This is a genomic window from Pseudomonas sp. KBS0710, assembly GCF_005938045.2.
In the GTDB taxonomy this organism is placed as follows: Bacteria; Pseudomonadota; Gammaproteobacteria; order Pseudomonadales; family Pseudomonadaceae; genus Aquipseudomonas.
The window spans coordinates 5137554-5163300 of sequence record NZ_VCCF02000001.1; the positions used below are offsets into that span (position 1 = coordinate 5137554).

Here is a 25747-nt window from a genome sequence, read left to right on the forward strand (position 1 = left end):
CCAATGTGGGAGCGGGCTTGCTCGCGAATGCAGTGTGTCAGTCAATGCATCTTTAACTGATCCACCGCATTCGCGAGCAAGCCCGCTCCCACATTTGATCTGCGTCGCCTGATAGACTCTCCCCACCTCCACCGCCCGCGAGCCGCGCCCATGCTCCACGTGTTATTCAGCGTCTACCTGAAAATGCTGGTGCTCTACAGCCCGTTCTTCGTGCTGTCCTGCTTTATCAGCCTGACCCGTGGTTACTCCAGCAAAGAGCGGCGGCGCCTGGCCTGGAAAGTCGCGTTGGCCACGCTGGTGTCGAGCGTGTTGCTCTACCTGTTCGGCCGGGTGATTTTCAGCGTGTTCGGCATCACCGTGGATGCTTTCCGTATCGGCGCCGGCAGCGTGCTGTTTATCTCGGCCCTGGGCATGGCCCAGGGCAAGTCAGCGGTGCAGACCGACAATGTGCAGCAGGACGTCACCATCGTACCGCTGACCATCCCGCTCACGGTCGGCCCCGGCACCATCGGTGCGCTGCTGGTGATGGGCGTCAGCCAGCCGCACTGGGATGACAAGTTCATGGCTATCGTCAGCATTGCCCTGGCCAGCCTCACGGTCGGTGTGGTGCTGTATTTGTCCAACCGTATCGAACGCATACTGGGTGACCAGGGCTTGCAGATTGTCAGTCGGTTGATGGGTTTGTTCGTGTGTGCGTTGGCCGCGCAGATCATCTTTACCGGTGTGCGCGGTTATCTGGTGCCTTAAATCCGGTATTTCGCGATCGCCAGTTGCACCTTGTCACCGGCACTCTCGCGCATCAGTTGAAGGGTTTTTTCGTTGACCATCGAGGTATTGAGCACCAGGCAAGTCTGGCCGCTGAAAGCCTCGACCGAAGAGCTGTCCCACTCCAGAAATGGCAGGCCCAACTGTTTGCTCACACCGTGGGTGCTGTAAGTCGCCAGCACCATCATCAGCTCTCCCGCCGTTTCAGCGCAGGACGCCAAGCCAAAATCGCCGCCCTGGTGCACCGTGCTATTGCGTTTGAACAACTCAAACAACGCAGGTTGATGCTTCAAGGCCTCCAGCGCATCGGCGGCCAGTTTCGGCAATGCCGACAGCAACGGCCCGGCCAGTGAAGTGGCTGCCAGCGCCGCGATGATACTCAGTGCCGCCACCTGCACCGTCAGCCCCTTGTCGGAGCTTGAGACCCGCTCAAAGCGGCTGCGCACCGGCAACCAGCCCAGGCTGACCATCACCTTGATAAACTCGTCGTACCACGCCTCGCTCCCTCGTTTCACCTTCAGCACATCACTCACATAACTGCTGGCCAACAGGTAGCTTTTACGAATGTATTCACGGTTCAACGCCGACATGCCCTCGATAAACGAGATCACGCCGTTGTTGACGACGGCTGCATTGCTATCATCTTCCGCGTCCAGCGGCGCCGAGTGCTTGGCGCCCGGTGCCCCTGGCAGCTTGTAGGCGGCAATCAACTTGCGCCTTTTAGCACTGATGATCCTTTTGTGATGTCGCTCCATTTTCAGTTCTCCACAAGCACCCCACATGGGGCTTGTCTTCACACTAGTCCAGCGGCCAGCGCGCTTTCCAGGCCACAAACATCGCTTGGCGCACCCGTCGAAAAAACGCCACCCAGCAATATCAAGGCGTACCGGTAGACCTTCGCTCTTTCATCGACAAAAAAAGAAAAAGCCCCGAGTAACAAGAGGTTTTCACCCAGTGTTACTCGGAGCCTTCTTACTTGCCGCAGGCTGTTTTCAGGAAGCGGGTTTCTCGCCATACCAGCGCGGCGTGTACACCCATTCGCCGCCACCGGCGCGGGGGAATACGCAGGTGGTGGACGAACCGATCAGCACCATGGTGCGCATATCCACTTGCTCAGGCGTCAACTGCCCCAGCGTGGTGACGCGTAAAGTCTGGCCTGGGCGGCCAATGTCGCGGCCCAGCACCACCGGTGTTTCGGGAGTGCGGTGCAACGCGACGATTTCCAGGGCGCGCCCCAATTGCCAGGGCCGCGAACGCGAGATCGGGTTGTAGAACGCCAGCGCCAGGTCGGCCTGGGACGCAAGGTCCAGGCGTTTTTCGATGATCGACCAGGGCTTGAGGTTGTCCGACAGCGACATCACGCAGAAGTCATGCCCCAGCGGCGCACCCGCCTGGGCAGCAGTGGCCAGCGAGGCCGAAACGCCCGGCAGGATTTCCAGTTCGACCTGATGCCAGGCCGGGTCGCTGGATGCGTGCAACGCCTCGAGCACCGCCGCCGCCATGGCAAATACGCCTGGGTCGCCGGACGACACCACCACCACCGAACGCCCTTGAGCGGCCAACTCGAAGGCGTGGCGAGCGCGCTGCATTTCTTCGCGGTTGTCGGTGCAGTGTTGCACTTGATCGTCGCGGAACGGCCCGGCCATGCGCACATAGGTTTCGTAACCCAGCACATCGGTGCAACGCGCCAGCTCAGCCTTCACCGCCGGCACCATCAACTCGGCCGCGCCAGGGCCAAGGCCGATCACGGCCAGGCGGCCACGGGCACGGCCGACGTGCGACAAGTCCAGCGGTTGCTCTGCCACTGTGATCACGATGTCCGCGTCTTGCGCCACTTGCGCAAAACGCAACGGCACACCTAATTCCAACGCGGCTTGCTGCAACGAGGCGTCGGCCATCTGCGTGTCGCTGGCCAGCAGGCACGCCAGCGATTGCACGGCGATGCCTGCATCGTGCAACGCCGCTCGCACGCGCGTAGCTAAATCCACGCCCGGCTTACAGGTGACACACACCGTCTTCGGATAAATCAGCAACTCATTGGCAGCGGGCACGCGCTCGGCACTGCCCACGTGAATCGCCAAACGTGCGTGCTGATCCTGCGGCAGATTCGCCTGGTCCAGCCACGGCGCCACGCCTTCGATGCGCACGCTTTCGCCAGCCAGCAGGTCCGATACAAACCGTTTGCCCAGCTCCAGGTCGGCCAACGCATAACCCGCAGGCGGGTTGAGCAGGCAAGTGCCAAAACGCAGCTCGCCGCTGGTGGTGATCGCCGCAGCGACGCCCAGTGCCGCGCCAATCTCTCGCGCCATCAGGTTCACACCGCCCAAGCCGCCGAGCAACGGCACCACGGCGCTGCCATCTTCAGCCACGGCGAGCACAGCCGGCTCTTCGCCTTTTTCCAGCAGCAGCGGCGCCAGCGTGCGGATCACGATACCGGCAGCACACAGGGCAATCAGGGGCGTGCCTTGCTGGTAAAGCTGACGCAGGGTCGCGCCGAATTCGCTGTAAGCCTGGTCCGCCCCTTCAACCCGCCCGGCCAAGCCGTGGATCAGTGCGCCGGGATACACCTGCGCGATCTTGCGCGCCGTCGCCAGGCTGGCCTGGCCGAGAATGACAATCGCCGGGCGCATCAACCTTGCCACCTTTCACCCGGCACGATGATCAGCGAGAAGTACGGCGAAGACGCCGGGTCGACTTGATCCAGCGGCACTATTTTCTGATTAGCCATGGTCGCACGCTCAACATAGAGCGCACGTTCGGCCAAGCCGAGCTCTTGCAACACCTGGCGCACCTTGGGGAAATTACGCCCCAACTTCATGATCACCGCCGCATCGGCGTCCGCCAGCCGGCGCTTGAGGTCGTCGTGGGGCAGCACGCCGGAGAGCACCGATAAACTCTGATTGCGATACACCAACGGCGCGCCGAGCACCGAGGCGCCACCGAGCATTGAGCAGACGCCGGGGATCACCTGGGCTTCATAACGCTCGGCCAAACGGTCGTGCAGGTACATGTAGGAGCCGTAGAAGAACGGATCGCCCTCGCAGATCACCGCCACATCGCGGCCAGCGTCCAGGTGCGCGGCTACATCGAGGCTGGCGTTGTCGTAGAAGTCGCTGATGATCTGCTCGTAAGACATCGGTGCCGGCAGCACTTCGGTGGTCACCGGGTACACCAGCGGCATCAAGGTCTGCTGTGCCACCAAGTGGTCTTCGATAATGCCGAAAGCATTGCCTTTCTTGCCCTTGGCCACGAAATACGCCACCACCGGCGACTCGCGCAGCAGGCGCAGCGCCTTGAGGGTGATCAGTTCGGGGTCACCGGGGCCAACGCCCAGGCCAATCAAACGTCCGCGTGCCGGCATTATTCGACCTCCGTGGCCAAGGCGTTAACGGCGGCGGCAGCCATCGCACTGCCGCCCAGGCGGCCTTGCATGATCACAAACGGCACGCCACGGCTGTCGGCCGCCAGCATCGCCTTGGATTCAGCGGCGCCGACAAAGCCCACCGGGAAGCCGAGGATCAACGCCGGTTTCGGCGCGCCGGCGTCGAGCATTTCCAGCAGGTAGAACAGCGCCGTCGGCGCGTTGCCGATCACCACCACGCTGCCTTCCAGGTGCGGGCGCCACAGTTCCAGCGCGGCAGCTGAACGGGTGTTGCCCAGCTCCCGCGCCAGTTCCGGCACGCTGTCGTCGCGCAAGGTGCAGATCACCGGGTTATTGGCCGGCAGGCGCGCGCGGGTCACGCCTTCAGAGACCATGCGCGCGTCGCACAAAATCGGCGCGCCAGCGGCCAACGCATCGCGCCCGGCCTTGCCTGCGCCTTCGGAGAACTGCAGGCCGTCGATGGCGTCGACCATGCCGCAGGCATGAATCACCCGCACCGCGAGTTTTTCCAGGTCGGCAGGAATGCGCTCCAACTTGGCTTCCGCGCGAATAATGGCGAAGGAGTTGCGATAGATCTCCTGACCGTCGCGGATGTAATCAATCATCGGTGTTGCTCCGTGTGCGGCCGCGTAACAGGGCGCCCGCCGCTTCAATGGAAAGAGTGCGTGCGTGCAGCCGACCGAAACCGGGTTGGGCTGCCTCGCGAAAATAGACGTCGTAGTGGCCGGGGCTTACCGCCAGCAAGGTCACCGGCGCGGTGTGTGCGGCAGCGCAAGAGCGCACGCAGCCGGACAGGTGTACGTCGTGGCCGGGTTGCAACGCCGCCAGTTGCAGGGCATCGGCCTTGGTGTCGGCCAGGCCTTTGCCACAGCCGCTTGAGCCGGTGCAGGCGATCATGCGCGCCAGGGGTTGGTCGACTGAGCCAAGGAAGCCCAATTGCTCCAAGCCTTCAGTCACGGCGCCGTGGTTTTTAAGGTTGGGCAGCAGTACGCCCTGCCACGGCGTGAAACGCAACGTGCCGTCGCCGAACTCACTGGCCAACTGTGCGGCGCCTTTGAGCATGCTTGAGTCCAGACGACCCAGCGGCGCAACGGCGGCAACATAGAACAGGTTTTTTTGCCGCTGTGGATAAGTGCCCAGGCGCAACAAAGCCCCACCGGCCGGGCGTTTGAACCCATCCACCGGCAATAACGGCAGGCTCAGGCGGGCCAGTAAGTTATCCACAGCCAGATGACGCATGCGGGTTTGCGTCGGTGTCGCCAGGTCGAGAAACGCTTCCAGCACGGCCACGACCAGGGCATGGCCTTGCTCGAGCGGCACAGCGCCCAAGGGTGCATCCAGCCCCGGACAACCGGCCAGACCAAAAGCCCAGAGTATCTCGCCCGCCTGCTCAAACGCCGACAGCCACAGATCATGGTGATGCTCGAGCATCGCCAGGGCTTCACCGCCATCGAGCTGCACGGCGAATTTGGCCGACAGCTCATGGAAACGTGGATGATGTTGCAGGGTAGCGAGGACCCGATCCGCCAGCGGACGGGTGTCGAACAGCATCTGCGGGTCGATACCGGCGCTGGGGCTGAGCATCAGGTTGCGCACGTCGTCGCCGGCGGCGTTGCTGGGGCCAAGCCCTGCGGCCAGCAGCAGCGCGATCAATGCATCCTGCTCGGCGCCTATGCCGCGAATCTGCAGGTTGGCGCGGTTGGTGGCTTCGATCACCCCACCCGCATAGGTCTGCGCCGCGTCCGCCACCGCAATTGCCTGGGCGGCAGTGATAGAACCACCGGCCAATTTGACTCGGCAAATCCCGCCATCCAGCGCCTGGACGATACGCAGCAACCCCGGACAAGCCGAGGGGCGCAAGGTATTCAGAGCAGGCGTTGGGTTCACGGGGCTACCGGTTGACGGGTAAAGGCGCGGTATTATGCCTGCTTTGTCCGGCGGCATGAAAAGCCTGCCCGTCGGATGTCGTTCAAGGAATTCATATGTCGCCCTGGCTGACGGTTGTAGGCATCGGTGAAGACGGCTTCAAGGGGCTGGGCAGAAACGCCCGCCACGCCCTGCTGCGCGCCACCCGGATTATAGGCGGCCAACGCCAGTTGGACCTGCTGCCCGTGTGTATTCGAGGCGAGCGGCAGCTGTGGCCGAGCCCGTTTTCCCTGGAACCGGTGCTGGCAAGTCGCGGCGAGCCGGTGTGCGTGCTGGCCAGCGGCGACCCGATGTTCTATGGCGTAGGCGCCAGTCTGGCGCGCCAGGTGGCGGCTGAAGAACTGCTGATTTTACCGGCGCCGTCCTCCGTGTCATTGGCGGCGGCGCGCTTGGGCTGGCCATTGCAGGAGGTGGTGACGTTATCCGTGGTGGCGCGGCCATTGGCGGCGATTAATGCGCACCTGGCCAGTGGCGTGCGGTTGCTGGTGTTGAGCAATGACGGGCGCAGCCCTGCCGCGATTGCCGCGCTGTTAGCCGAGTCCGGGTTTGGGCTCAGCCGGATGAGCGTGTTTGAACACTTGGGCGGGCCGAATGAACAGCGCATCGACGGGCTTGCTGTTGATTGGCCACACGCCTCGGTTGCGGACTTGAATCTGGTGGCCATCGACTGCCTCGCCGACGCCAACACTCCGCGCCTGTCACGCCTTGCCGGTCTGCCGGATTCGGCCTTCAAACACGACGGCCAACTGACCAAGCGCGATGTACGCGCCATGACCCTCGCCCGCCTCGCGCCCATGCCCGGTGAATTGCTCTGGGACGTGGGCGCTGGCAGTGGCTCCATCGGCATCGAGTGGATGCGCGCGCACCCGAGCTGTCGCGCACTGGCGATTGAAGCCGATACAGGCCGCCAAAGCCTGATCGAACATAACCGCGATGCCCTCGGCGTGCCCGGCCTGCAACTGGTTCGCGGCAAGGCGCCTGAGGCGTTGCTCGGCCTGGAAGCACCGGACGCCATCTTTATCGGCGGCGGCGTCACCCGCGACGGCGTGCTCGACACTTGCTGGCAGCACCTGCGTCCCGGTGGGCGTCTGGTCGCCAATGCCGTGACCCTGCAAAGTGAAATGACCTTGATGGCCTGGCGCGCGCAACACGGCGGCGAACTGACCCGCATTCATGTGGCCCAGGCCCAGCCGCTGGGTGAGTTCGACACCTGGCGCCAGGCGCTGCCGATCACCTTGCTGGATGTGGTCAAGCCGCTATGAAACGCATCCTGCTGTTGGGCGGCGTAACCGAAGCGCTGGCCATCGCCCGCACGCTGGGGCCGGAGCATATCTATAGCTTGGCTGGCGTGGGCCGCGTGCCTACAGACCTCACCTGCCAGGTACGCGTCGGCGGTTATGGTGGGTTTGAAGGTTTGGCGCAGTTTGTTCGCGATGAGCAGATTAGCCTGATCCTCGATGCGACCCACCCATATGCTGCGCAGATCAGCCAAAACGCTGCCCAGGCGGCGCGGTTGTGCGGCATTCCCTGCTGGGCGTTGCGGCGTCCGGCGTGGCAGCCGCAGGCGGAAGACGACTGGCGCGAGGTGGGAGATTGGGCGCAGCTGATTGAAGCACTCAAACCCTTCAAGCGCCCGCTGTTCACCTTGGGGCGCGAGCCATTGCAGCACCTGGAGGAAATCCCCGCCGATCAATTCTGGACGCTGCGCGCACTGGATGTGTATCCGGGCAATGAGCGCTGTGAAGTCATCGGCGCGCGTGGGCCGTTTCTGATTGGGGACGAGCGCGCGTTGTTTGAGCGGCGTGGGATTGATGTGTTGATCAGCAAGAACAGCGGCAGTGCGGCGACCGAACCGAAGCTGGAAGTGGCACGCGAGCGTGGCGTGCCGGTGCTGGTGTTGAAGCGGCCGGTGTTGGCGGGGGTGGATCGAGAGTTCACCGATGTGGCTGCGGTGCTACAGGCAGTCAGCACTCTCTAAACACCACCTATCCAACTGTGGAAGCGGGCTTGCTCGCGAAGGCGGTGTGTCAGTCGCCGTATGAATTGACTGACACTGCGCTTTCGCGAGCAAGCCCGCTCCCACACTTGGAATGCATTATCAGGCTGCTGCCGTCGACTGCCCTATGCCTTTATGCACGCGATCAGCCAGCAATTGCGCCAGCTCAATCAACTGCGCAACGCCCAGCAATTCCTCTCGTTTTGGGCCATCCAGGTCAAACGCAAGGTCGCAACTCAGCGCATTGGCCGAGGCGAGTGTTTCGCTGAGGTTGACCAGCAGGTCTTCGGTGCTGATTCCGTCGGCTACGGTGAATAGGCAAATGGGGGGATTGGGGGTGGGTTTAATCATTGTGAAGCTCCGGAGAAGTAAAAAGGAGCTGCCACTGATCGCCGCGACGCGATGGGGGTGGCAGCTGTACGCAGGTTCGCGGACCGATTCTCCGAAACAACCGGCATACCCGAAGGTATCCCGCGCACAGCCGCCATAGCGCCGCACAGTAGACGATAAAAAAGCGTCAACTGAAAGGAGACGATGACGCTTTTGCGTCTGGAGAAATCCGGGCCGCGACGCCCGACCACTGAGTTTGCAGCGGCGTACACAGACTAAAGTCCCACCTTCCTAGGGACAACCTTAAATCTCTGTCGGACGTTTCCGTAGACGACCACTACATTTAGGTTATGTACAGGCTCAACTAGAAGCGGCCTACATGAGCAGGACATTGCTCGTGCAACCAGCAAGCTCAACACCAAGCCATAGCCAAACACACACCAAACTGTGGGAGCTGGCTTGCCTGCGATAGCATCGCCTCGGTACTGCTGGAAAACCGTGTTATCCGCATCGCAGGCAAGCCAGCTCCCACAAGGTTCAGCGTCACGCTGGAGATCGCGACCCGTCGGTAAAATTGGCAATCCGTGGTTCCCGGCTATCATGAAGGCAACCACTGCGACACCAAACCACACCGCCGCTTTTTACTTATGCCCCCCGATCAGGCTAAATACCCACCTGATCGCTTAACCCTACGGATTGTCCGCCATGGCCCGTCAACGCTTTGCAATTGTGTGGATCGCCTGCTTTGCAGTGCTGTTCAACGCCTTTGCCATGCCGCTGGCCAGCGCGATGCAACAGTCGCAAGACCCCGTGCAGCAATTGTTGTGGGGCAGTTTCTGTTCCTCCAATGGCGCCAGCCTCAAGACCATTGCCTTGGGCAAGTTGGACATCCCAACGCCGCCCCAGGAAGATCATTCGGCCATGCAGCATTGCTGGTGTTGCTCGGGCTCACCGCCGCTGGTGGCGTTGCCGGGGCATGTGCCGCAGCTGTATGTCACGCGTTTTGATGCGGTGCCGGGCCTGTCGCCGCCCGCACTGCAAGCGCCTACCCCGCGCCAGCAATGGCCGAGTCTTAACCCCCGCGCCTCTCCAACGGTTTGATTCGTTCGCAAGTGAACTGCGTTTAGAACCGTTCTGGAGAACTGCCATGCTTAAATCTTCCCTGCTGCTGGCTGCATTGTTGCTGCCGGTGTTCAGTGCTGCCAATGCCGATGACTACAAGGCCGGCGACCTGCTGGTCAGCGATCCCTGGTCACAGGAATTGCCGCCGAATGCGCCGACCGTCGCCGCCTATTTTGTGATTCATAACCAAGGTGACAGCGCGGATCGCCTGGTTAGCGTCGATACGCCAGTGGCTGCCGAAGCCCAGCTGCATGAGCATGTGATGCAGGGTGACTTGATGAAGATGCAAAAGGTGGACACCGTAGCCATACCGGCCAAGGGTGATCTGACCTTCGCACCGATGGCCTACCACGTGATGCTGCTGGGCCTGAAAGACCGCAGCCAACTGCGCGACGGCCAACACTTCCCACTCACCCTGAACTTCGAAAAAGCCGGCCCGGTGCAGGTTGAAGTCTCGGTACAAAAAGCGCCGCCGATGGCCGGCCACGAGCATATGCACGCCCAATAGGCCAACGTAAATGGGCGCCCCTTGCGCCAGGTTGTCGCCACACCGCCGCAGGCCCATGAGCCTGGCGCGCGGCAGTTGGATCAGCCTGTTCGCCATGCTGATGATCTTTATCGGTCCGCTGATTTCCCAAGCGATGCCGATGGACCATCACGCCGGTATGTCGATGCAAATGTCCATGGACATGCCGTCGAGCGGCCATGGCGAACACCAGCAAGCCCCCAGCGAGCACCACGCCCTCTGGGCAAAGTGCGGGTATTGCGACCTGCTGTTCAGTTGCCCCGCCCTGCCCGGCAGCGTGTCCTATGTCACCCTCGGCACACCGCCACCGGCGAATGCCCTGACGCCCGCCACTCGCCTTGGTCACGCCCGGCAGAGCATCTTTCCCGGCGCCCGCAGCCGCGCTCCGCCCATCGCTTCGTAAGCACTTCACAGCATCACTTCACACCGGCCGACTTCAGACAGACAGCCGCAGGCTGCTGGCCGTGTTGTTTACGATTGATTGATGGAATTTGTCATGTCCAGGTTTTCTGCTGACTCCCGATTGGGATGTACCTCCGTTCTTGCCGTTCTGTGTGGCGCGCTGTTGGCACCACACGCGCAGGCTGAGGATCACGAACTGAGCCCCACGGTGATCACCGCGATCGCCCCCAGCTCACCGCTGACCGTTGTCACCAACCCCAAAGACCCACGCCAACCGGTGCCCGCCAGCGATGGCGGAGACTACCTCAAGACCATTCCCGGCTTCGCACTGGTACGCAACGGCGGCACCAATGGCGATCCAGTGCTGCGCGGCATGTTCGGTTCGCGCCTGAATATCCTCACCAATGGCGGCATGATGCTCGGCGCCTGCCCGGGGCGGATGGACGCGCCCACCTCGTATATCTCACCGGAAACCTACGACAAGCTCACCGTAATCAAAGGCCCGCAGACCGTGCTCTGGGGCCCCGGCGCGTCCGCCGGCACCATTCTGTTCGAGCGTGAGCCCGAGCAATTCGGCGAGCTGGGCACGCGGGTCAACGCCAGTGTGCTGGCCGGCTCCAACGGGCGCTTCGACAAGGTGGTCGATGCCGCCGCCGGTGGGCCTTTGGGCTACGTGCGGGTGATCGGCAATCAGGCGCACGCCGATGACTACAAGGACGGCAATAACCACACCGTCGCTTCGCGCTACGACAAGTGGAATGGCGATGTCGCCGTCGGCTTCACCCCCGACGCCGACACCTTGCTGGAGCTCACCGCCGGCCGTGGCGATGGCGAAGCGCGCTACGCCGGGCGCGGCATGGACGGTTCGCAGTTTCTGCGCGAAAGCCTGGGGCTGCGCTTTGAAAAATCCAATATCGGTGAGGTACTGGATAAGGTCGAAGCGCAGGTCTACTACAACTACGCCGACCATGTGATGGACAACTACAGCCTGCGCACGCCGTCGGGCACCGGCATGATGGCCGGGCCGATGGCTTCCAACGTCGACCGCCGCACCCTCGGCGCACGTATCAAGGCGACCTGGCGCTGGGCCGATGTGCAACTGATCAGCGGCCTGGATGCGCAGACCAACGAACATCGCCAGCGCAGCAGCATGGGCATCGACACCTACAAGGATCTGCCACGGGTCAAGGACGCCAACTTCCATAACTACGGCGTGTTCAGCGAACTGACCTGGTACGCCGCCGATCGCGATCGGCTGATCACCGGCGCGCGCCTGGACCGCGCCTCGGCCAAGGATTTCCGCCAGCGCACGGGCTCGGGAATGATGTCACACCCCAACCCGACCGCCAACGACACCCGCGCCGACACCTTGCCATCGGGCTTTGTGCGCTATGAGCACGACCTGGCCGACACGCCCACCACCGTCTACGCAGGGCTCGGCCATTCGGAGCGTTTCCCGGATTACTGGGAGCTGTTTTCGCCCAACACCGGTGCGGTCGGTTCAGTGAATGCCTTCGATGGCGTGAAGCCGGAGAAAACCACCCAACTCGACTTCGGCGCGCAGTACAAAACCGCTGACCTGGAAGCCTGGGCCTCGGGCTATATCGGCCGGGTGCAGGACTTTATCCTGTTCGACTACAAGCCCGGCATGATGGGCACCACCTCCCAGGCCCGCAACGTTGACGCGCGCATCATGGGCGGTGAACTCGGCGCGGCGTACAAGCTGACCCAGCACTGGAAAGTCGACGCCAGCCTCGCCTACGCCTGGGGCAAGAACACCAGCGACGGCAAGGCGCTGCCGCAAATGCCACCGCTGGACGCGCGCTTCGGTCTCACCTACAGCCAGGACGACTGGAGCGCCGGCGCCTTGTGGCGCGTGGTCGCGGCGCAAAATCGCATCGACCAGAACAAAGGCAACGTGGTCGGCAAGGACTTCGACAAAAGCAGCGGTTTTGGCGTGTTCTCGCTGAACGCGGCGTACCGCATCAATAAAAACTTCAAGGTCAGCACCGGCGTCGACAACCTGTTTGGCAAAGCCTATGCCGAGCATCTGAACCTGGCCGGTAATGCAGGCTTCGGCTACCCGGCCAACGACCCGCAAGCCATCAAGGAGCCGGGGCGCACGCTCTGGACCAAGGTGGACATGAGCTTCTAAAAGCTTCGCGAGCAAGCCCGCTCCCACACTTGGAATGCATTCCCCTGTGGGAGCTGGCTTGCCTGCGATAGCGGCCTGACAGACAAAAATATCTAAAGCCTTGCGGAGCCTAATGATGACCACCCAAAAAATTTCCTTCTACAACCTGGCCTGGCGCTGGCACTTCTACGCCGGCCTCTTCGTCGCCCCTTTCATGGTGCTGCTGGCCCTCACCGGCATCATCTACCTGTTCAAACCCCAGCTCGACCCGCTGATGTACGGCAACCTGCTCAACGTGCAAAGCGCCGAGCACGCCCTGAGCGCCGACGAACAACTGCAACGCGCCCAGGCAGCCTTTCCCCAAGGCAAAATCAGCAAATACCTGCCACCCGCCGACGCCACCAGCAGCGCGCAATTCGTGATGCACAACGATGGCCGTGAGGTGACGGTATTCGTCGACCCGTATCGCGGCACCGTGCTCGGCGAACAGGATGCCAAATACAACCTGCAAGCCATCGCCCGCGCACTGCATGGCGAGCTGATGATCGGCACCGTGGGTGATCGCCTGGTGGAACTCGCCGCCGGTTGGGGTGTGATGCTGGTGGTGTCCGGCGTGTACCTGTGGTGGCCTCGCGGCAAGTCGTCGGCGGGCGTGTTGTGGCCACGGCTCAACAGCCGTGGCCGAGTGTTCTGGCGCGATATGCATGCGGTCGCCGGTTTCTGGGGCGCGGCATTTTTGCTGGTGATGCTGCTCAGCGGCATGACCTGGACGGGCTTCTGGGGCAAACAATACGCCGAGCTGTGGAATAAGTTTCCCGCAGCGATGTGGAACAACGTGCCGCAGTCCGACCAGCAAGCGCGCAGCCTCAATACCGCCAGCCAGCAGACCGTGCCGTGGGCCATGGAAAACACGCCGATGCCGATGTCCGGCGACCACGCCGAGCATATGAATCACGCTGCTATGCATTCAGGTCCCGCCGCGCCGACTGTGCGCCTGCAACAAGTGGTCGACCTGGCCAACGCGCGCAAGGTCGAACCCGGCTATAGCATCACGCTCCCCACCACCGCCGAAGGCGTGTTTACCGTCGCTGTGTTTGCCAACGACCCGCGCAATGATGCGACCCTGCATGTGGACCAATACACCGGCAAGGTGCTGGCCGATGTACGCTGGGAACACTACAACCTCGTCGCACGCGCCACCGAAACCGGCGTGATGCTGCATGAGGGCAAGATGTTCGGCTGGGTCAATCAACTGATCGTGCTGGTGATTTGCTTGATGATTTTGCTCAGTGCGGTGAGTGGCGTGGTGATTTGGTGGAAGCGTCGGCCACAAGGAGCGCTGGGAGTTCCGCCGTTGCGCCATGACCTGCCGAAGTGGAAAACCGCGATGGTGATCATGTTCGCACTGGCGATTATTTTTCCGTTGGTGGGTGCATCGTTGATCCTGGTGTGGGCGATGGATCGCCTGGTGCTGGCGCGCCTTTTCAACCAACGTGAATCTGCCTCAGGTTCTGCATGAAGCAGGCGAGATGCCCTTGGCAGAGGCCTTCTGTAGCCTTGCGCGACTTTTGTCGCGCAGCCAATAAGTGTTAACTTATAACACTTTCTGCGTTATCGTTGCTCGCCGCTCCCTGCGGCGAGCACACCCTTTCAAGAAGCGATTGATCGACCGATGAACAAGTACCTTGCGTGCGGCGTATGCCTGCTCGCCCTGCACAACAATGCCCAGGCGCTGACCCTGCCCGCCAGCCCCGTGACCGCGTCCGCCGTGGATGACGAACGTGTCGACCTGAACACGCCGACCACCGCCGGTTCGCGCCTGAACCTCACGGCCTTGCAAACGCCAGGCAGCGTCGAGAGCCAGACCGGCGAGAAGATCCGCGAACGTGGCGACGCCAGTGTGCAGGACGCCATCTCGCGCGCCACCGGCATCAGCCGCACCGGCTCGCCGGGCGACGGCGGCACGTCGTTGCAGGCCCGTGGTTTCACCGGGCAGAGTTCGGTACTGCAGTTGTACGACGGGCAGCGCATGTTCGACGGTGCAGGCACGTCCACCTTCCCGGTGGATACCTGGTCGGTTGAGCGCGTGGACGTGCTGCGCGGCCCGGCATCGGTGATGTACGGCCAGGGCGCCACCGGCGCGGTGATCAATACAATTGCGAAAAAGCCGTTCAGCGGCGAAATCGAAAACCATGTGCGCCTTGGCTACGGCTCCTATGACCGCCAGCAGCAAGCCCTGGACAGCGGCGGCTCGCTGACCGACACACTGAGCTACCGCCTGAACGTCAACCGCCTGCGCAGCAACGGCTTTATTGCGCGCGGTGACTCCGCCAGCGACTTCGTCAGCGGCGCCCTGCGCTGGCAGCCGGCCGACAACCTGAGCTTCACCCTGGCCCACGACTACGGCGACCAGAGCCCGCAGAACTACTACGGCACGCCGCTGATCAACGGCCAGTTGCACAAAGGCCTGCGCGACAAGAACTACAACGTCAGCAACGACAAACAGCACTACAACGACCAGTGGACGCGCCTGACCAGCGAGTGGCAGATCAACGACAACGTCACCGCGACCAACGAGCTGTCGTACCTGAAAAACCAGCGCCGCTGGCAGAACGCCGAGAGCTACAACTATGTAAATGGCGGCCTGGTGCGCCAGGACTACCTGGGCATCAAGCACAACCAGGAACAGGTCGGTGACCGCCAGACCTTCACCTTCAAACATACACTGTTGGGCCTCGACAGCCAGACGGTGACGGGCGTCGAGTACAACCGCATTCGCTTCCGCCTGGCCAGTAACGCGCCGTTTAACGACGTGCCGGGCGGCGGTCAGCCGGTGGATATTCAGCATCCGGTGCCACAACCGTTTGTGAGCGACAGCCCTTTTATTGCGCAGTCAGTCAGCACCACCAAACAACTCGCGGCGTTTGCCGAAAACCGCCTGCAACTGACCGATAAACTCTCGCTGATCACTGGCGCGCGCCGCGACTACCTGCACATCGATAGCAATGACCTGACAACCGCAAACCAAGACTCCGACAAGACCTTGACCGGCAACAACTGGAAAGCCGGCCTGGTCTACGCGATCACACCGAGTATCTCGGTCTACGGCCAGTACGCCACCAGCACCGACGGTGTCGGCAGCCTGATCAGCCTGAGCCCGAGCCAGCAGCAGTTTGGCTTGTCCACCGCCAAACAGGCCGAAATCGGCTTCAAGCAGGCGTTCTGGGACGCGCGTGGCGAATGGACCCTGGCGGCCTATCACATCGTCAAAAAGAAACTGCTGGTGAGCATTCCCGGCACCACGCTCAAGGAGCAAGTCGGCCAGCAATCCTCCAACGGCCTGGAAGCCAGCCTCGACCTGCAACTGCCCAACGCCTGGCAGCTGCAAGCCAACGCGGCCATTGTGCGGGCGCAGTACGACGACTTTTCCGAAGTGGTCAACGGCCAGGCCGTTTCCCGCGACGGCAACCGCCCGGTGGACGTGCCCAACCGCACCGCCAACCTGTGGTTGAGCAAGGCGGTGACCGATGACATTCGCGCCGGTGCCGGTGTGCGTTACGTCAGCGCCCGTTATGCCGACACCGCCAACAGCAGCGAAGTACCCAGCTACACCGTGGCCGACGCCAACGTATCGTGGAAAGCCATGCGCAATACCACCCTGGGCCTTGAGCTGAACAACCTGTTCAACCGCACCTACGCCGTCAGCCAGTACAACAACGGCCAACAGTGGATACTCGGGGAACCGCGCTCGTTCTTCGTCACGGCGGACTACACCTTCTAACTGAAACAGCACGGACTAATGTGGGAGCGGGCTTGCTCGCGAATGCGGTGTGTCTGGCAATGGAAATTTCACTGATCCACCGTATTCGCGAGCAAGCCCGCTCCCACATTTTCGATTTGCGTTGACCTTGAGAATATTGATGGCCTCACTCACCCTCACCGACCTTGGCTGGACCCCACCCGGCCACGACCATTGCAATCACCGCTTCCAACTGCGTGATGCCAGCTTGCAGGTCGGTGCCGGGGAGTTTGTCGGCTTGATCGGCCCCAACGGCAGCGGCAAGACCAGCCTGTTGCGCTGCGCCTATCGGTTCACCCGGCCGGAGCGCGGCGACGTAACGCTTGCGCATCAGAACGTCTGGAAGCAAAGCGCCAAGTGGTGCGCGCAACGCATCGCTGTGGTGCTGCAGGAATTCCCCGACGCGTTCGGTTTGCGTGTAGATGAAGTGGTCGCCATGGGCCGCACGCCCCACAAGGGGTTGTTCGACAGCGACACCCAGCACGACCAGCAACTGATCCGCCAAGCGTTGGCATCCGTCGGTATGCAGCATTTCGAGGACCACGCCTTCGCCACCCTGTCGGGCGGTGAAAAACAGCGCGTGATTCTCGCCCGCGCCCTGGCGCAGCAACCGCAGCTACTGATCCTCGATGAGCCAACCAACCACCTCGACCCGCGCTACCAGCTGGAGCTGTTAAGGCTGGTCAAGCAGTTGAACATCGGCACCCTGGCCAGCATCCACGACCTCAACCTGGCCGCCGCGTTCTGTGATCGCCTGTACGTGATCAACCACGGGCGCATCGTCGCCAGTGGCACGCCGCGAGAAGTGCTGACCGCCGCGTTGCTGCGCGACGTGTTTGGCGTCGACGCCTTGATCGACACTCATCCCTTGTCCGGCTACCCCCGAATCACCTGGATAACTCAACCATGATCCTGCGCGCCCTGCTGTCTCTGCCTCTGTTGCTCGGCACTGCCTACGCATTCGCTGAAAGCACCCATTACCCGCTGACAATCAAAAGCTGCAACCGCGACGTGACCTTCCAGCAAGCCCCGCAACACGCGGTCAGCCACGACATCAACATGACCCAGATGATGCTCGCCCTGGGCCTGAAGCCACGCATGGCCGGCTACAGCGGCGTGACGGGCTGGAAGTCAGTGCCGCCGGACATGGCCGCGATCCTCGACGGCCTGCCGGAGCTGGCGAGCAAGTACCCGTCGGTGGAAACCCTGCTCAACGCCAACGTGGATTTCTTCTTCGCCGGCTGGGATTACGGTATGCGCGTGGGCGGTGACCTCACGCCGCACACCCTGCAACCCTTGGGCATCAATGTGTATGAGTTGACCGAGTCGTGTGCGTTTGTGATGAAGCGCCCGGCCGCGAGCCTGGACGACACCTATAACGACCTGCGCAACCTGGGCAAGATCTTCGATGTGCAGGATCGCGCCAATACCCTTATCGCCCAGATGCAGGCGCAGGTGGCCGAGGTGCAAAAAGACCTGCCTGCCGACAAGCCACGGGTGTTCCTTTACGACAGCGGCGAAGACCGCGCCATGACCTCGGGCCGCCTGGGCATGCCCCAGGCGCTGATCGACGCCGCCGGCGGGCGCAATATTCTCGATGACATCGACGCCAGCTGGACCCGGGTCAACTGGGAAACCGTCGTTGAGCGCAACCCACAAGTCATCGTGATTGTTGACTACAGCGAGGTCACCGCCGAACAGAAGAAACAGTTCCTGCTCGACAACCCTGCACTGCAATCGGTGGACGCCATCAAGTACCAGCGCTTCATTGTGATCCCCTACATGCAGGCCACACCAGGCATCGACAACGTGCTGGCGGTTGAAACTCTGGCCAAGGGGTTCCACGGCGAATGATCACCCGTCGCTATGTCCTGTTATTGAGCGCCCTTGGTGCCTTGTTGCTGGTCTCCTGTGTGATCTCCCTGGGGTTCGGTTCGGCGCGGGTGCCCGTGGACGTGGTGTGGCGAATTTTGCTGAACAAGGTGTTCGGCTTGGGTGTGGTGGACTGGAGTGTGGGCCAGGAACATATCGTCTGGCTGATCCGTGTGCCGCGCATGCTACTGGGGGCGCTGGTAGGCGCCGGGCTGGCACTGATTGGCGCGGTACTGCAGGCGGTCACACGCAACCCGCTGGCTGACCCGCATCTGCTCGGTGTGACCTCCGGTGCCACCCTCGGCGCGGTGATCGTGGTGCTGCATGTGGGTGAAATCATCGGCCTGCTGACCTTGCCCATCGCCGCGTTTATCGGTGCGCTGCTGAGCATGCTGGTGGTACTGGCCGTCGCCAGTCGCAACGGCCGCCTGGAAAGCGATCGCCTGTTGCTGTGTGGGGTCGCGGTGTCGTTCGTGATGATGGCGGTGGCCAACCTGCTGTTGTTCATCGGTGACCACCGCGCCGCCTCGGCGGTGATGTTCTGGATGCTCGGCGGGCTGGGGCTGGCACGCTGGGAACTGCTGGCGGTCCCTGCCGCCACCATACTGCTCGGGCTGGCCCTGCTGTTGGGCATGGCCCGTGCGCTCAATGCCCTGATGGCCGGCGAACAGACCGCCGTGACCCTGGGTTTGAATGCACGCAACGTGCGGCTCAAGGTGTTCCTGATCGCATCGCTGATGACCGGCGTGCTGGTGTCAATCAGCGGCTCCATCGGCTTTGTCGGCCTGATGGTGCCGCACATCGCCCGGCGCCTGGTGGGTGCCGAGCACCGACGCTTGCTGCCGGTATGCGTGCTGCTGGGGAGCGTGTTCCTGGTGTGGGTCGATGTGGCTGCGCGCACCTTGATCGCTCCCGAAGACTTGCCGATTGGCGTGGCCACGGCAGCGATCGGCGGGTTATTTTTTATCGGATTGATGCGTAAGCGTTGAAGTCAGAGTTCAATCCTGTTCCGTTCATTGTTGCGCTCATACCAGAACTCGCTGTTTGGCGAATCGGACGGCGCTGGCGTGCAGTTCCACTCGTTACCCAATACGCCCAAGCGTGTCCAGAAAGCGTCGACGACCAACACCGACAGACTGCCCTGAGACCGCAATCGAAGGATCAGCGAACAGGGGTCTGGTGCAACCCCCGGGCTGAGCAAGGTGGTTTCAGTCGATGTGAAAGCCGGTACGTACTTAAGCAGGGCGCCGCCCTGACTGGAAAAGTAGCAACTCTTGGCATAGGGCAAATTGCTTTTGATTACCTCGATATAGTCGCGCAGGTCATCCTTGGAAAGGAAGTTGTTCAACAGTCTTTGATCCGTAGACCCAGGGCTGGATGTCGGAGGCATCGCTTTGTAGAACGCCTGCACGGCAGCGATTTTGTAGGTGCTCAGTGCATTGCTGGCGGGCACATCGAACCCGACATGATCAATCCAGAACAACAGTTCTCGCGTACTTGCACCTGCGGTGCCCTGATCTTCCACCGGATCAAGCGCTACATAGCCCTGGATTTGATCTGGCATCAGTACCGCCCCCAGATACTGCTTACCCAAAAAAGGCGCCACCAGGCCTTGGGCATAACGCGCCGCATCATCGGGATAAAGAAACAACGGCCCACAGAACGAATGAAAATGCGGGTCGTCTGCAAACGCATGGGACGCTCTGTACGGCCCCCATTGCCCCGTCACCCGCTCTTTCCTGCCCCAGACGTCACTGGTCACACGGACATACAATTCCCCCCTGGTGGCCAGGCGGCGCACATAGTCGCGCACTGTGAGGGTACCTTCGAGCAATTGCGTGCGTTCAACGACCGCGGTGCTCGTCCAGTCGTACAGTGACGCCGTCCTTTGCACCAGGTATTTAAGTAACGCACCATCAGCACACAGCAGATACAGCGCCAGAGTCTTGCCGTTGCGTGCGTAGAAGAGGAAGTTCAGCGCCTTACCGATGTATTGGGGCGCGAAAAAGCTCTGCGACATGCCATCACTGGCCGGGGCAATCGCCACATTCGAAGCACACAGATACATGCCGTCGAGCCCATAACCCTGGGGTAGTTGGCCGTTGATAAACACTCGCCTGAAATCGTCAAATTCTTCTCTGACAAGCGGCAAGGTCGTCATGTACAGCGACTTTTTCACCGCTTTGAGTACATAACCGAACGATACATCGACTTGCGGCTTCGCCATGCGCTGGGCGTAGCGAACAGCATCGAGCGCGCGGGTAAAGATCGGGCCACAGGGCGAGTCGAACAAGACCTGGCGAATATCCCCAGGATTGGGCGGCGTGTTAGACGCCCCGAGTTCGCCCCTTATCCGCCTGGGCTGACCCCATACCCGATCACCTTTCACCACACTCAACTCACCGGCCTTCGCCACCTCCGTAACAAATTCCAGCGGCGTGAGCGCCCCACTGCGGATTTGCTGCTCGACGTTGTTGTCACCGTAATCACCCTTGACCAGGTTCAGCGCTGCCACACGTTTCTTGAGTAGCAACTCCTCGGCAGAGCCCGACAGTTGGTAACTCAGTATTGATCCATCGAACCCGAACACATATTCACGCTTGATATGGGCCTCACGGTGCAACAGCCTCGACAATACTGCGCTCGGTATCATGCTTTGGTAGATGGCTTTCTGGGTGGTGGACAGCAACAGCGGCACCTCTTGATCCTTCAAAGACCGATATCGCCCCACAATCGTGCTGTTCCCCGGGTAAAGTCCCACAGCGACCGCCTGATCCGGAAAGATCCAATTAAGCGCAAAACCTTGAGGCGGTATCGTCAAAGGCACTGTCGAGGCAAACAGACCATCGGCCAGCCTGAGAATCACCCCGCCATAAGCGCGGCCACTCCCGTGGCTGATTTGAGACGCTGCGTAGCAGGCCGCATCATCAGGGTTGGCGAAGGCGGGACTCAAACTGCGCGGCATCAAGTTCTGATAGCCGGCCCAGGTTTTAGCCACCATGCCTTGTTCATCCCAGCACTGGCTGGTCCGTACCACATAGAGTGCGTTCGGCGCCCACGCCCTGATGAAGTCACGGGGTTGCAACTGGCCGGAGTTCAATTGCGACTCAGCCTGATCCAACAGCATAGCTGCCGCACCGCCAACGGTTACGTCGAGCGGTACGGGCTCATAACGCAACAGCGCACCATCAAGGGTTGAAAAATAAATCGGCAGGTTTTTCGCGCTACCTCGATTGGCTTCATAAAGTGAGGCATATAACGTTTGAGGCGTGACAAAAAACCGGGTTAACCACTCGATCGAAGCATTCAGCCCTGTGCGCGCCCATTGTTGCGAGCGAAACAACCCATGCTGTACAAAACCATCGGGAAGCTGGTACTCGTTCAGGCTTGTCAATTTATAAAAGTTGAAGCGATTGAACAGGTCACCGTCCCGGGCGGCGCCCACCACCTCGCTCGCAACGTACTCTTCCTTGTCCTTGTGTTTGAGGATAAATGCATAGCACGCCTCCTCTGGAAAATTACGCCCATGCACGCGTCCATGAAGGTCGCGGGCCGCGTCGTCGGCACGGGTGAACACGGCACCGTGGGTGACATAATCAAGTGGGCCGAACCTTGGGGCATAAACGTAATTGGCCGCCCAGTCAGCGTAGATCACCGAGCGCGGCCCCCACAATGGGTCGCCCTGGATGACTCTGAAGTCCCCCGCCTCGGCGAGTCGCCACACCCATTCGTCAGGTTTGACCTGCCCGCTATCGAGGCGTCGCTGCAGACTGTTTTCCCCGGCCTGGGGGCTGACATTGGCCAGCAGCGTTGTTTCTGCCGAAGACTTGTTTGGGGTGTATTCCAACAAACAATTCGGCGCCGCCGAGAGATAGGCCACTCGCCCCGCCGGAATAATTGAGTACATCTCAGTGCAGGAGAATACCTGCTGATTGATCAGTGCCTCATCCCGTGTCCAGCCGCGCCGCACGATCGGTACCGGGTCGGCCATGGACAGTTCGAGGTGAGAGCCGTAACGCCCGTGCAACACATAGGATTGCGGTGGGATCAACGGGCCTCGGTGACTGGCAGGGAAAAACAGCGTGTAAAAAAAGGGATTGTCGTGGCTTTCTATTGGCTCGGTAATCACAAAGCGACCGTCTTCGCCCTTGAGCACGTAGCCGCCATAGTAACGATCGCGCCGATTGCCGATTTGCTCATGGGCGTACACCGCCGCATCGCGCGCAGAGAGAAACGAACGGCTCAATGTCGCCGTGTAGTCCGACACCAGCAGACGGTCATTTACCGGGCCCACTTCGCGCCACAGGCCGCCCGCCCGGACCACCGACAGATCCGTTGCGCTAATAAGCCGACGTACATAAGTGCGCGGACTAAGCGTGCCATCGAGCAAGCCGGCTTGCGCACCGTTATCGTGCAGCACACCGGTGCTGGACTCCTGCACCAGCTGGGAGGTGGCCGTGGCCTCGGGTACTTTGAATGCCAGCAACGCTGAATCAGAGGCGTGCATGTACAGGGTCAAGCCACGGGCCGGGTTCTGGATGGTCAGGGTCGCCCGTGCCTGGCGGGTAGCGGCCACCACCTGCGACGGCGTAAAAAAGGCGCTGGCCAACCAGGTTTCCCGGGCCGAAATTTCGTTGGTCTCGTACCAACTGTTGAAGTAGATAGCCTCCAGCCGGTATTGGGAAGGCAGTCGCAACCCGCCATCACGACGTTCGGGGAATATACCAACAGGCGAAAACAGCGGTTCACTCTTGGGTATCGCCAGCGTCGCTGCGTAGATAGCCTCACGCGTGTGTTTGAGTACAAATCCAAACTTTGCGCCACTGTCGTCGGGGCCGGCGAGTGAAAGCGCACGCAACACGGCATGCTCAGGTTGCGAGTAGGCATCGGTAAAAAAGGGTTGCTGCTGCTGCGCTGTCGCGGGGGTCCTGATGCGCCAGCCTTTGGAGATACGCCCACGAACGCCGCCCCAAACTGGGTTAGCAATGACCACCCACAGCTCACCGGCCTCGGCCAGCATCCTGATGGGATGCTCGAAATCGCTGCTGGTCTCACCGGGGCCACCGCGCAGTTGCAGATCCAATTTTTTTTCAATGGCCGACCCACTGCTGACGTACTTGAGCAGTACATCATCCGGCCCGGACAAGTAGTGGACCTTGGCAAACGTTCTTTTTTCAAAACTGAAGAGCTGATCAGCACTGGAATAAAAGTTGTTGAACACTTGCACCTGATCAGCCGTGAAGTGGGGAATTTGGGCCTTGATGTTTTCGGCATCAGCGGGATGAGAGTGATAGAACGCCTCGGCGACGTAATCATCAGGGGCGATGAACTTGCCCTGATCGTCCGTAGCCAACATGCGCCAGTGATCGAATTGAACGCGTTTTCCCGCTATAGGGTGGGTGGCATAGTAGCGATAACCGCGTTTGAGAATGACACCGCCATACTCAAGGTCGCGCTGCGTACCGATAGCCTCATGTGCCCAACAGGCAGCGTCGTCGGCCGTGATGAAAGCCGGGCTCATCATCGGCTTTGGCATCTTGGCCAAGGGCCGCCACTGTAGCCCCACTTCCCCAACCGTATCCCAAATATGGCTGACCTGTACGACCGACAACGACCCTGCTGCCGCAACACGGGTCACGTATTGTCGCGGGCTTAGCGTACCGGCGAGCAACTGGGCCTGAAGGCTTTCATTGGCACCTGCCCCCTCTTTGTCCTGTTCCATGAGCAACGTTTCGGCGGGCGAACCGGAGAATTCGTACTGCAGCAGCGCGCCATCGGGTGTACGCATATACAACACTAGACCCAATACCGATTCCGCCTCCCGTTCAAGGCCATATTGACGAACCTTGGCGATATAGCGGGACAACTCTGCCGGACGGAAAAAGTTCTGGTAAAGCCAGCTCTGTATTGTGGGAACTCCCTGCGTGGCGGGCCTTCCATTAAAATAGAACCCCTGAAGATGAAACCCGGCCGGCAATGCAGGGCCTGACGTCAAGCCCGGGAACCAATAATCGGGAGGCAGTCCGTTCGCGGGTATAACCCGAGGTTTGGAGGCAAGGTATTCATTGCCCTGGGTACTTTTCAGAATAAACACCAACCTTTGGCTGGTGGGGTTGCGATCGAGTTGTTTTTGAGCATAGGACCAGGCGGCCTCCTCTGTCTCCAGCAGATGCCCACAAACGACCTGTTCGGAGCCGGAAGCAAAAGGCGCATAAGGCACCCAATCATCCGGAACCGCGCCCAACGAATTACCCCACGCCGAGCTGGTAGCGAGAAAGGTCAGTCGGCCGACCGACGCATATTTTTTGTAGAGCCCCTCAATGGTGCCGTCATACGCATGAGGTGATTCCCAGGGGCCATTGGTAGAGAGCCATTGCACAAAACCACTCTCGGCGACGGAACCACTGTGCTCATACTTGAGCAATGTGCCATTGGGGCCGGACAAATAGGCGACACCAAACACACCGCGTTCCTGATGCAGGAAAATAATGTCCTCGACTGAGAAGAAACTTACAAAGGTTTCGACCTGTTGTGACGTCCATTTCGGGTTTTGCTTTTGCGTCGTCGCGATACGATCGGGATGAGAATGCAGGCACCCGACAATTTTGTAGCCCGGCGGGTGCAAGAAGTCTTTGGTGGAGCGGTCGCGCTCCAGCAGTTTGGTCCAATTGAATACGGTATCCCTGTCTGCAATCGGCTCACTGGCGACAAAGCGCTGGTCTGCCAAGCGCTGGAGAATGACACTCCCGAACTCGACAGTACGCCGACTGCCGATCTGTTCGTGAACATATCGTGCTGTATCGTCAGCACTGACAAATGCTGGGCTTAGGGTACCCAGTTTTAATACAAGCTCTGGAAGGGCTGCGCGCTTCTCACGCGATAAGTCGATGGTCATGGCTACATCCTTGAATGATCAAATCCGCCAGCGTTCTCAACGCCTATTGAGAAACTGGACCTGACGTCATTCTGTGCAGCAGGCCTGCCACCGACGCTGTAGATAGTTAGCCGTGTCGATAGCCGGCCCAGACCTGCTTCAGGCGCGATGCTCTTTACGTAACGTCAACAACAAGCGCACGCCAACATGACTGCGACGCTGCCAGGACGTGCAGGGAGGATAAGCTTGCCGTCATCCCCCATTGAGATGACATCGTAGGGATCAAAAGATCCAGATGCACCCGGGATCGGGGTGGTCGCGAAGTAACGGTTGCCGCGCTTGAGAATCGCCCCGCCATATTCTCAGTCACGTCGGTCGCCTATTCGCTCATGCGCCCAATACGCGGCATCATCGGCACTGGCAAATGCGGGGCTGAGGGGTGGAAGCGGCGGTGCAGGTGACCCCAAGGGTTGTGTGTCATCCACCATGGTGAAACGCCCTGAAAACGATTGAAAGAAGCTGGAAATCTTCAACCGTCGCAGGTCCGGTAGGCACAACATAGTTATCGTATTGATAGAAGCCAGCACCGCCGACAAACAGCCATACGCTCGCGGCTCAG

Annotated in this window: 19 protein-coding genes; 12 read left to right on the forward strand and 7 right to left on the reverse strand. The window is 60.9% G+C overall.

All coding sequences use genetic code 11. From position 1 onward, the window contains the following. Positions 1-150: 150 nt before the first annotated feature. The gene (locus FFI16_RS23620; protein ID WP_138817044.1) at positions 151-747 is read left to right on the forward strand and encodes a MarC family protein; all 597 of its coding nucleotides are present in this window, start codon (positions 151-153) and stop codon (positions 745-747) included. Here the strand turns inward: FFI16_RS23620 and FFI16_RS23625 are convergent. The 5 genes from FFI16_RS23625 to cobG all read right to left on the reverse strand — a co-directional run bounded on the left by FFI16_RS23625 (position 744) and on the right by cobG (position 6091). Further along, positions 744-1520: a hypothetical protein gene (locus FFI16_RS23625; RefSeq protein WP_138817045.1), complete on the reverse strand. Its 777-nt coding sequence runs from the start codon at positions 1518-1520 to the stop codon at positions 744-746. The genes FFI16_RS23620 and FFI16_RS23625 overlap by 4 nt on opposite strands. 237 nt (positions 1521-1757) lie before the next feature. Then, entirely contained in the window at positions 1758-3395 is a 1638-nt protein-coding gene (gene cobJ, locus FFI16_RS23630; RefSeq protein WP_138817046.1) for a precorrin-3B C(17)-methyltransferase, read from the reverse strand. Further along, complete coding sequence (locus FFI16_RS23635) at positions 3395-4126, reverse strand: precorrin-2 C(20)-methyltransferase (RefSeq protein WP_138817047.1); 732 nt, start codon at positions 4124-4126, stop codon at positions 3395-3397. Before FFI16_RS23635 ends, cobJ begins: the two co-directional genes overlap by 1 nt. Then, positions 4126-4752: a precorrin-8X methylmutase gene (locus FFI16_RS23640; protein WP_138817048.1), complete on the reverse strand. Its 627-nt coding sequence runs from the start codon at positions 4750-4752 to the stop codon at positions 4126-4128. The genes FFI16_RS23635 and FFI16_RS23640 overlap by 1 nt, the downstream gene beginning before the upstream one ends. Next, positions 4745-6091: a precorrin-3B synthase gene (gene cobG / locus FFI16_RS23645; RefSeq protein ID WP_138817049.1), complete on the reverse strand. Its 1347-nt coding sequence runs from the start codon at positions 6089-6091 to the stop codon at positions 4745-4747. Before cobG ends, FFI16_RS23640 begins: the two co-directional genes overlap by 8 nt. A 38-nt stretch (positions 6092-6129) precedes the next feature. Here cobG and cbiE point away from each other — a divergent pair, with 38 nt between their 5' ends. Together cbiE and FFI16_RS23655 are read left to right on the forward strand one after the other, a co-directional pair. Then, positions 6130-7335: a precorrin-6y C5,15-methyltransferase (decarboxylating) subunit CbiE gene (gene cbiE, locus FFI16_RS23650; RefSeq protein WP_138817050.1), complete on the forward strand. Its 1206-nt coding sequence runs from the start codon at positions 6130-6132 to the stop codon at positions 7333-7335. Then, entirely contained in the window at positions 7332-8051 is a 720-nt protein-coding gene (locus FFI16_RS23655) for a cobalt-precorrin-6A reductase (protein ID WP_138817051.1), read from the forward strand. Before cbiE ends, FFI16_RS23655 begins: the two co-directional genes overlap by 4 nt. A 120-nt stretch (positions 8052-8171) precedes the next feature. Here FFI16_RS23655 and FFI16_RS23660 read toward each other — a convergent pair whose 3' ends face one another. Beyond that, entirely contained in the window at positions 8172-8420 is a 249-nt protein-coding gene (locus FFI16_RS23660) for a DUF6124 family protein (RefSeq protein ID WP_099487979.1), read from the reverse strand. 684 nt (positions 8421-9104) lie between these two features. Here FFI16_RS23660 and FFI16_RS23670 point away from each other — a divergent pair. The 9 genes from FFI16_RS23670 (at position 9105) to FFI16_RS23710 (ending at position 19243) form a co-directional block, all read left to right on the forward strand. Beyond that, positions 9105-9500, forward strand: a complete 396-nt coding sequence (locus tag FFI16_RS23670; RefSeq protein ID WP_068931263.1) for a DUF2946 domain-containing protein — start codon at positions 9105-9107, stop codon at positions 9498-9500. Between the two features lie 46 nt (positions 9501-9546). Further along, entirely contained in the window at positions 9547-10029 is a 483-nt protein-coding gene (locus FFI16_RS23675; protein WP_068931262.1) for a copper chaperone PCu(A)C, read from the forward strand. Between the two features lie 10 nt (positions 10030-10039). Further along, positions 10040-10450, forward strand: a complete 411-nt coding sequence (locus tag FFI16_RS23680; protein ID WP_138817053.1) for a DUF2946 domain-containing protein — start codon at positions 10040-10042, stop codon at positions 10448-10450. Positions 10451-10543: 93 nt separating this feature from the next. Further along, on the forward strand, positions 10544-12604 hold the full coding sequence (locus FFI16_RS23685; protein ID WP_138817054.1) for a TonB-dependent copper receptor: 2061 nt from the start codon (positions 10544-10546) through the stop codon (positions 12602-12604). Positions 12605-12719: 115 nt separating this feature from the next. Then, positions 12720-14102, forward strand: coding sequence for a PepSY domain-containing protein (locus FFI16_RS23690; protein ID WP_138817055.1), 1383 nt, complete (start codon positions 12720-12722; stop codon positions 14100-14102). A gap of 153 nt (positions 14103-14255) precedes the next feature. Beyond that, entirely contained in the window at positions 14256-16364 is a 2109-nt protein-coding gene (locus FFI16_RS23695; RefSeq protein ID WP_138817056.1) for a TonB-dependent siderophore receptor, read from the forward strand. Positions 16365-16503: 139 nt separating this feature from the next. Continuing rightward, a complete protein-coding gene (locus FFI16_RS23700) occupies positions 16504-17292 on the forward strand; it encodes an ABC transporter ATP-binding protein (RefSeq protein WP_138817057.1) in 789 nt (262 codons plus the stop codon). Further along, a complete protein-coding gene (locus tag FFI16_RS23705; RefSeq protein ID WP_138817058.1) occupies positions 17289-18236 on the forward strand; it encodes an ABC transporter substrate-binding protein in 948 nt (315 codons plus the stop codon). Before FFI16_RS23700 ends, FFI16_RS23705 begins: the two co-directional genes overlap by 4 nt. Then, on the forward strand, positions 18233-19243 hold the full coding sequence (locus FFI16_RS23710) for an iron ABC transporter permease (protein WP_138817059.1): 1011 nt from the start codon (positions 18233-18235) through the stop codon (positions 19241-19243). The genes FFI16_RS23705 and FFI16_RS23710 overlap by 4 nt, the downstream gene beginning before the upstream one ends. A 2-nt stretch (positions 19244-19245) precedes the next feature. Here FFI16_RS23710 and FFI16_RS23715 read toward each other — a convergent pair whose 3' ends face one another. Next, the gene (locus FFI16_RS23715) at positions 19246-25149 is read right to left on the reverse strand and encodes a DUF4329 domain-containing protein (RefSeq protein WP_138817060.1); all 5904 of its coding nucleotides are present in this window, start codon (positions 25147-25149) and stop codon (positions 19246-19248) included. Positions 25150-25747 lie beyond the last annotated feature (598 nt).

Excerpts from the sequence above, each read along its gene's own strand:
- FFI16_RS23680 (WP_138817053.1), top strand. The coding sequence starts at position 10,040 with ATGGGCGCCCCTTGCGCCAGGTTGTCGCCACACCGCCGCAGGCCCATG.
- FFI16_RS23655 (WP_138817051.1), top strand. The coding sequence starts at position 7,332 with ATGAAACGCATCCTGCTGTTGGGCGGCGTAACCGAAGCGCTGGCCATC.
- FFI16_RS23700 (WP_138817057.1), top strand. The coding sequence starts at position 16,504 with ATGGCCTCACTCACCCTCACCGACCTTGGCTGGACCCCACCCGGCCAC.
- FFI16_RS23620 (WP_138817044.1), top strand. The coding sequence starts at position 151 with ATGCTCCACGTGTTATTCAGCGTCTACCTGAAAATGCTGGTGCTCTAC.
- FFI16_RS23705 (WP_138817058.1), top strand. The coding sequence starts at position 17,289 with ATGATCCTGCGCGCCCTGCTGTCTCTGCCTCTGTTGCTCGGCACTGCC.
- FFI16_RS23685 (WP_138817054.1), top strand. The coding sequence starts at position 10,544 with ATGTCCAGGTTTTCTGCTGACTCCCGATTGGGATGTACCTCCGTTCTT.
- cobG (WP_138817049.1), bottom strand. The coding sequence starts at position 6,091 with ATGCCGCCGGACAAAGCAGGCATAATACCGCGCCTTTACCCGTCAACC.
- FFI16_RS23675 (WP_068931262.1), top strand. The coding sequence starts at position 9,547 with ATGCTTAAATCTTCCCTGCTGCTGGCTGCATTGTTGCTGCCGGTGTTC.
- FFI16_RS23690 (WP_138817055.1), top strand. The coding sequence starts at position 12,720 with ATGACCACCCAAAAAATTTCCTTCTACAACCTGGCCTGGCGCTGGCAC.
- FFI16_RS23670 (WP_068931263.1), top strand. The coding sequence starts at position 9,105 with ATGGCCCGTCAACGCTTTGCAATTGTGTGGATCGCCTGCTTTGCAGTG.
- FFI16_RS23635 (WP_138817047.1), bottom strand. The coding sequence starts at position 4,126 with ATGCCGGCACGCGGACGTTTGATTGGCCTGGGCGTTGGCCCCGGTGAC.
- cobJ (WP_138817046.1), bottom strand. The coding sequence starts at position 3,395 with ATGCGCCCGGCGATTGTCATTCTCGGCCAGGCCAGCCTGGCGACGGCG.
- FFI16_RS23715 (WP_138817060.1), bottom strand. The coding sequence starts at position 25,149 with ATGACCATCGACTTATCGCGTGAGAAGCGCGCAGCCCTTCCAGAGCTT.
- FFI16_RS23625 (WP_138817045.1), bottom strand. The coding sequence starts at position 1,520 with ATGGAGCGACATCACAAAAGGATCATCAGTGCTAAAAGGCGCAAGTTG.
- FFI16_RS23640 (WP_138817048.1), bottom strand. The coding sequence starts at position 4,752 with ATGATTGATTACATCCGCGACGGTCAGGAGATCTATCGCAACTCCTTC.
- FFI16_RS23710 (WP_138817059.1), top strand. The coding sequence starts at position 18,233 with ATGATCACCCGTCGCTATGTCCTGTTATTGAGCGCCCTTGGTGCCTTG.
- cbiE (WP_138817050.1), top strand. The coding sequence starts at position 6,130 with ATGTCGCCCTGGCTGACGGTTGTAGGCATCGGTGAAGACGGCTTCAAG.
- FFI16_RS23660 (WP_099487979.1), bottom strand. The coding sequence starts at position 8,420 with ATGATTAAACCCACCCCCAATCCCCCCATTTGCCTATTCACCGTAGCC.
- FFI16_RS23695 (WP_138817056.1), top strand. The coding sequence starts at position 14,256 with ATGAACAAGTACCTTGCGTGCGGCGTATGCCTGCTCGCCCTGCACAAC.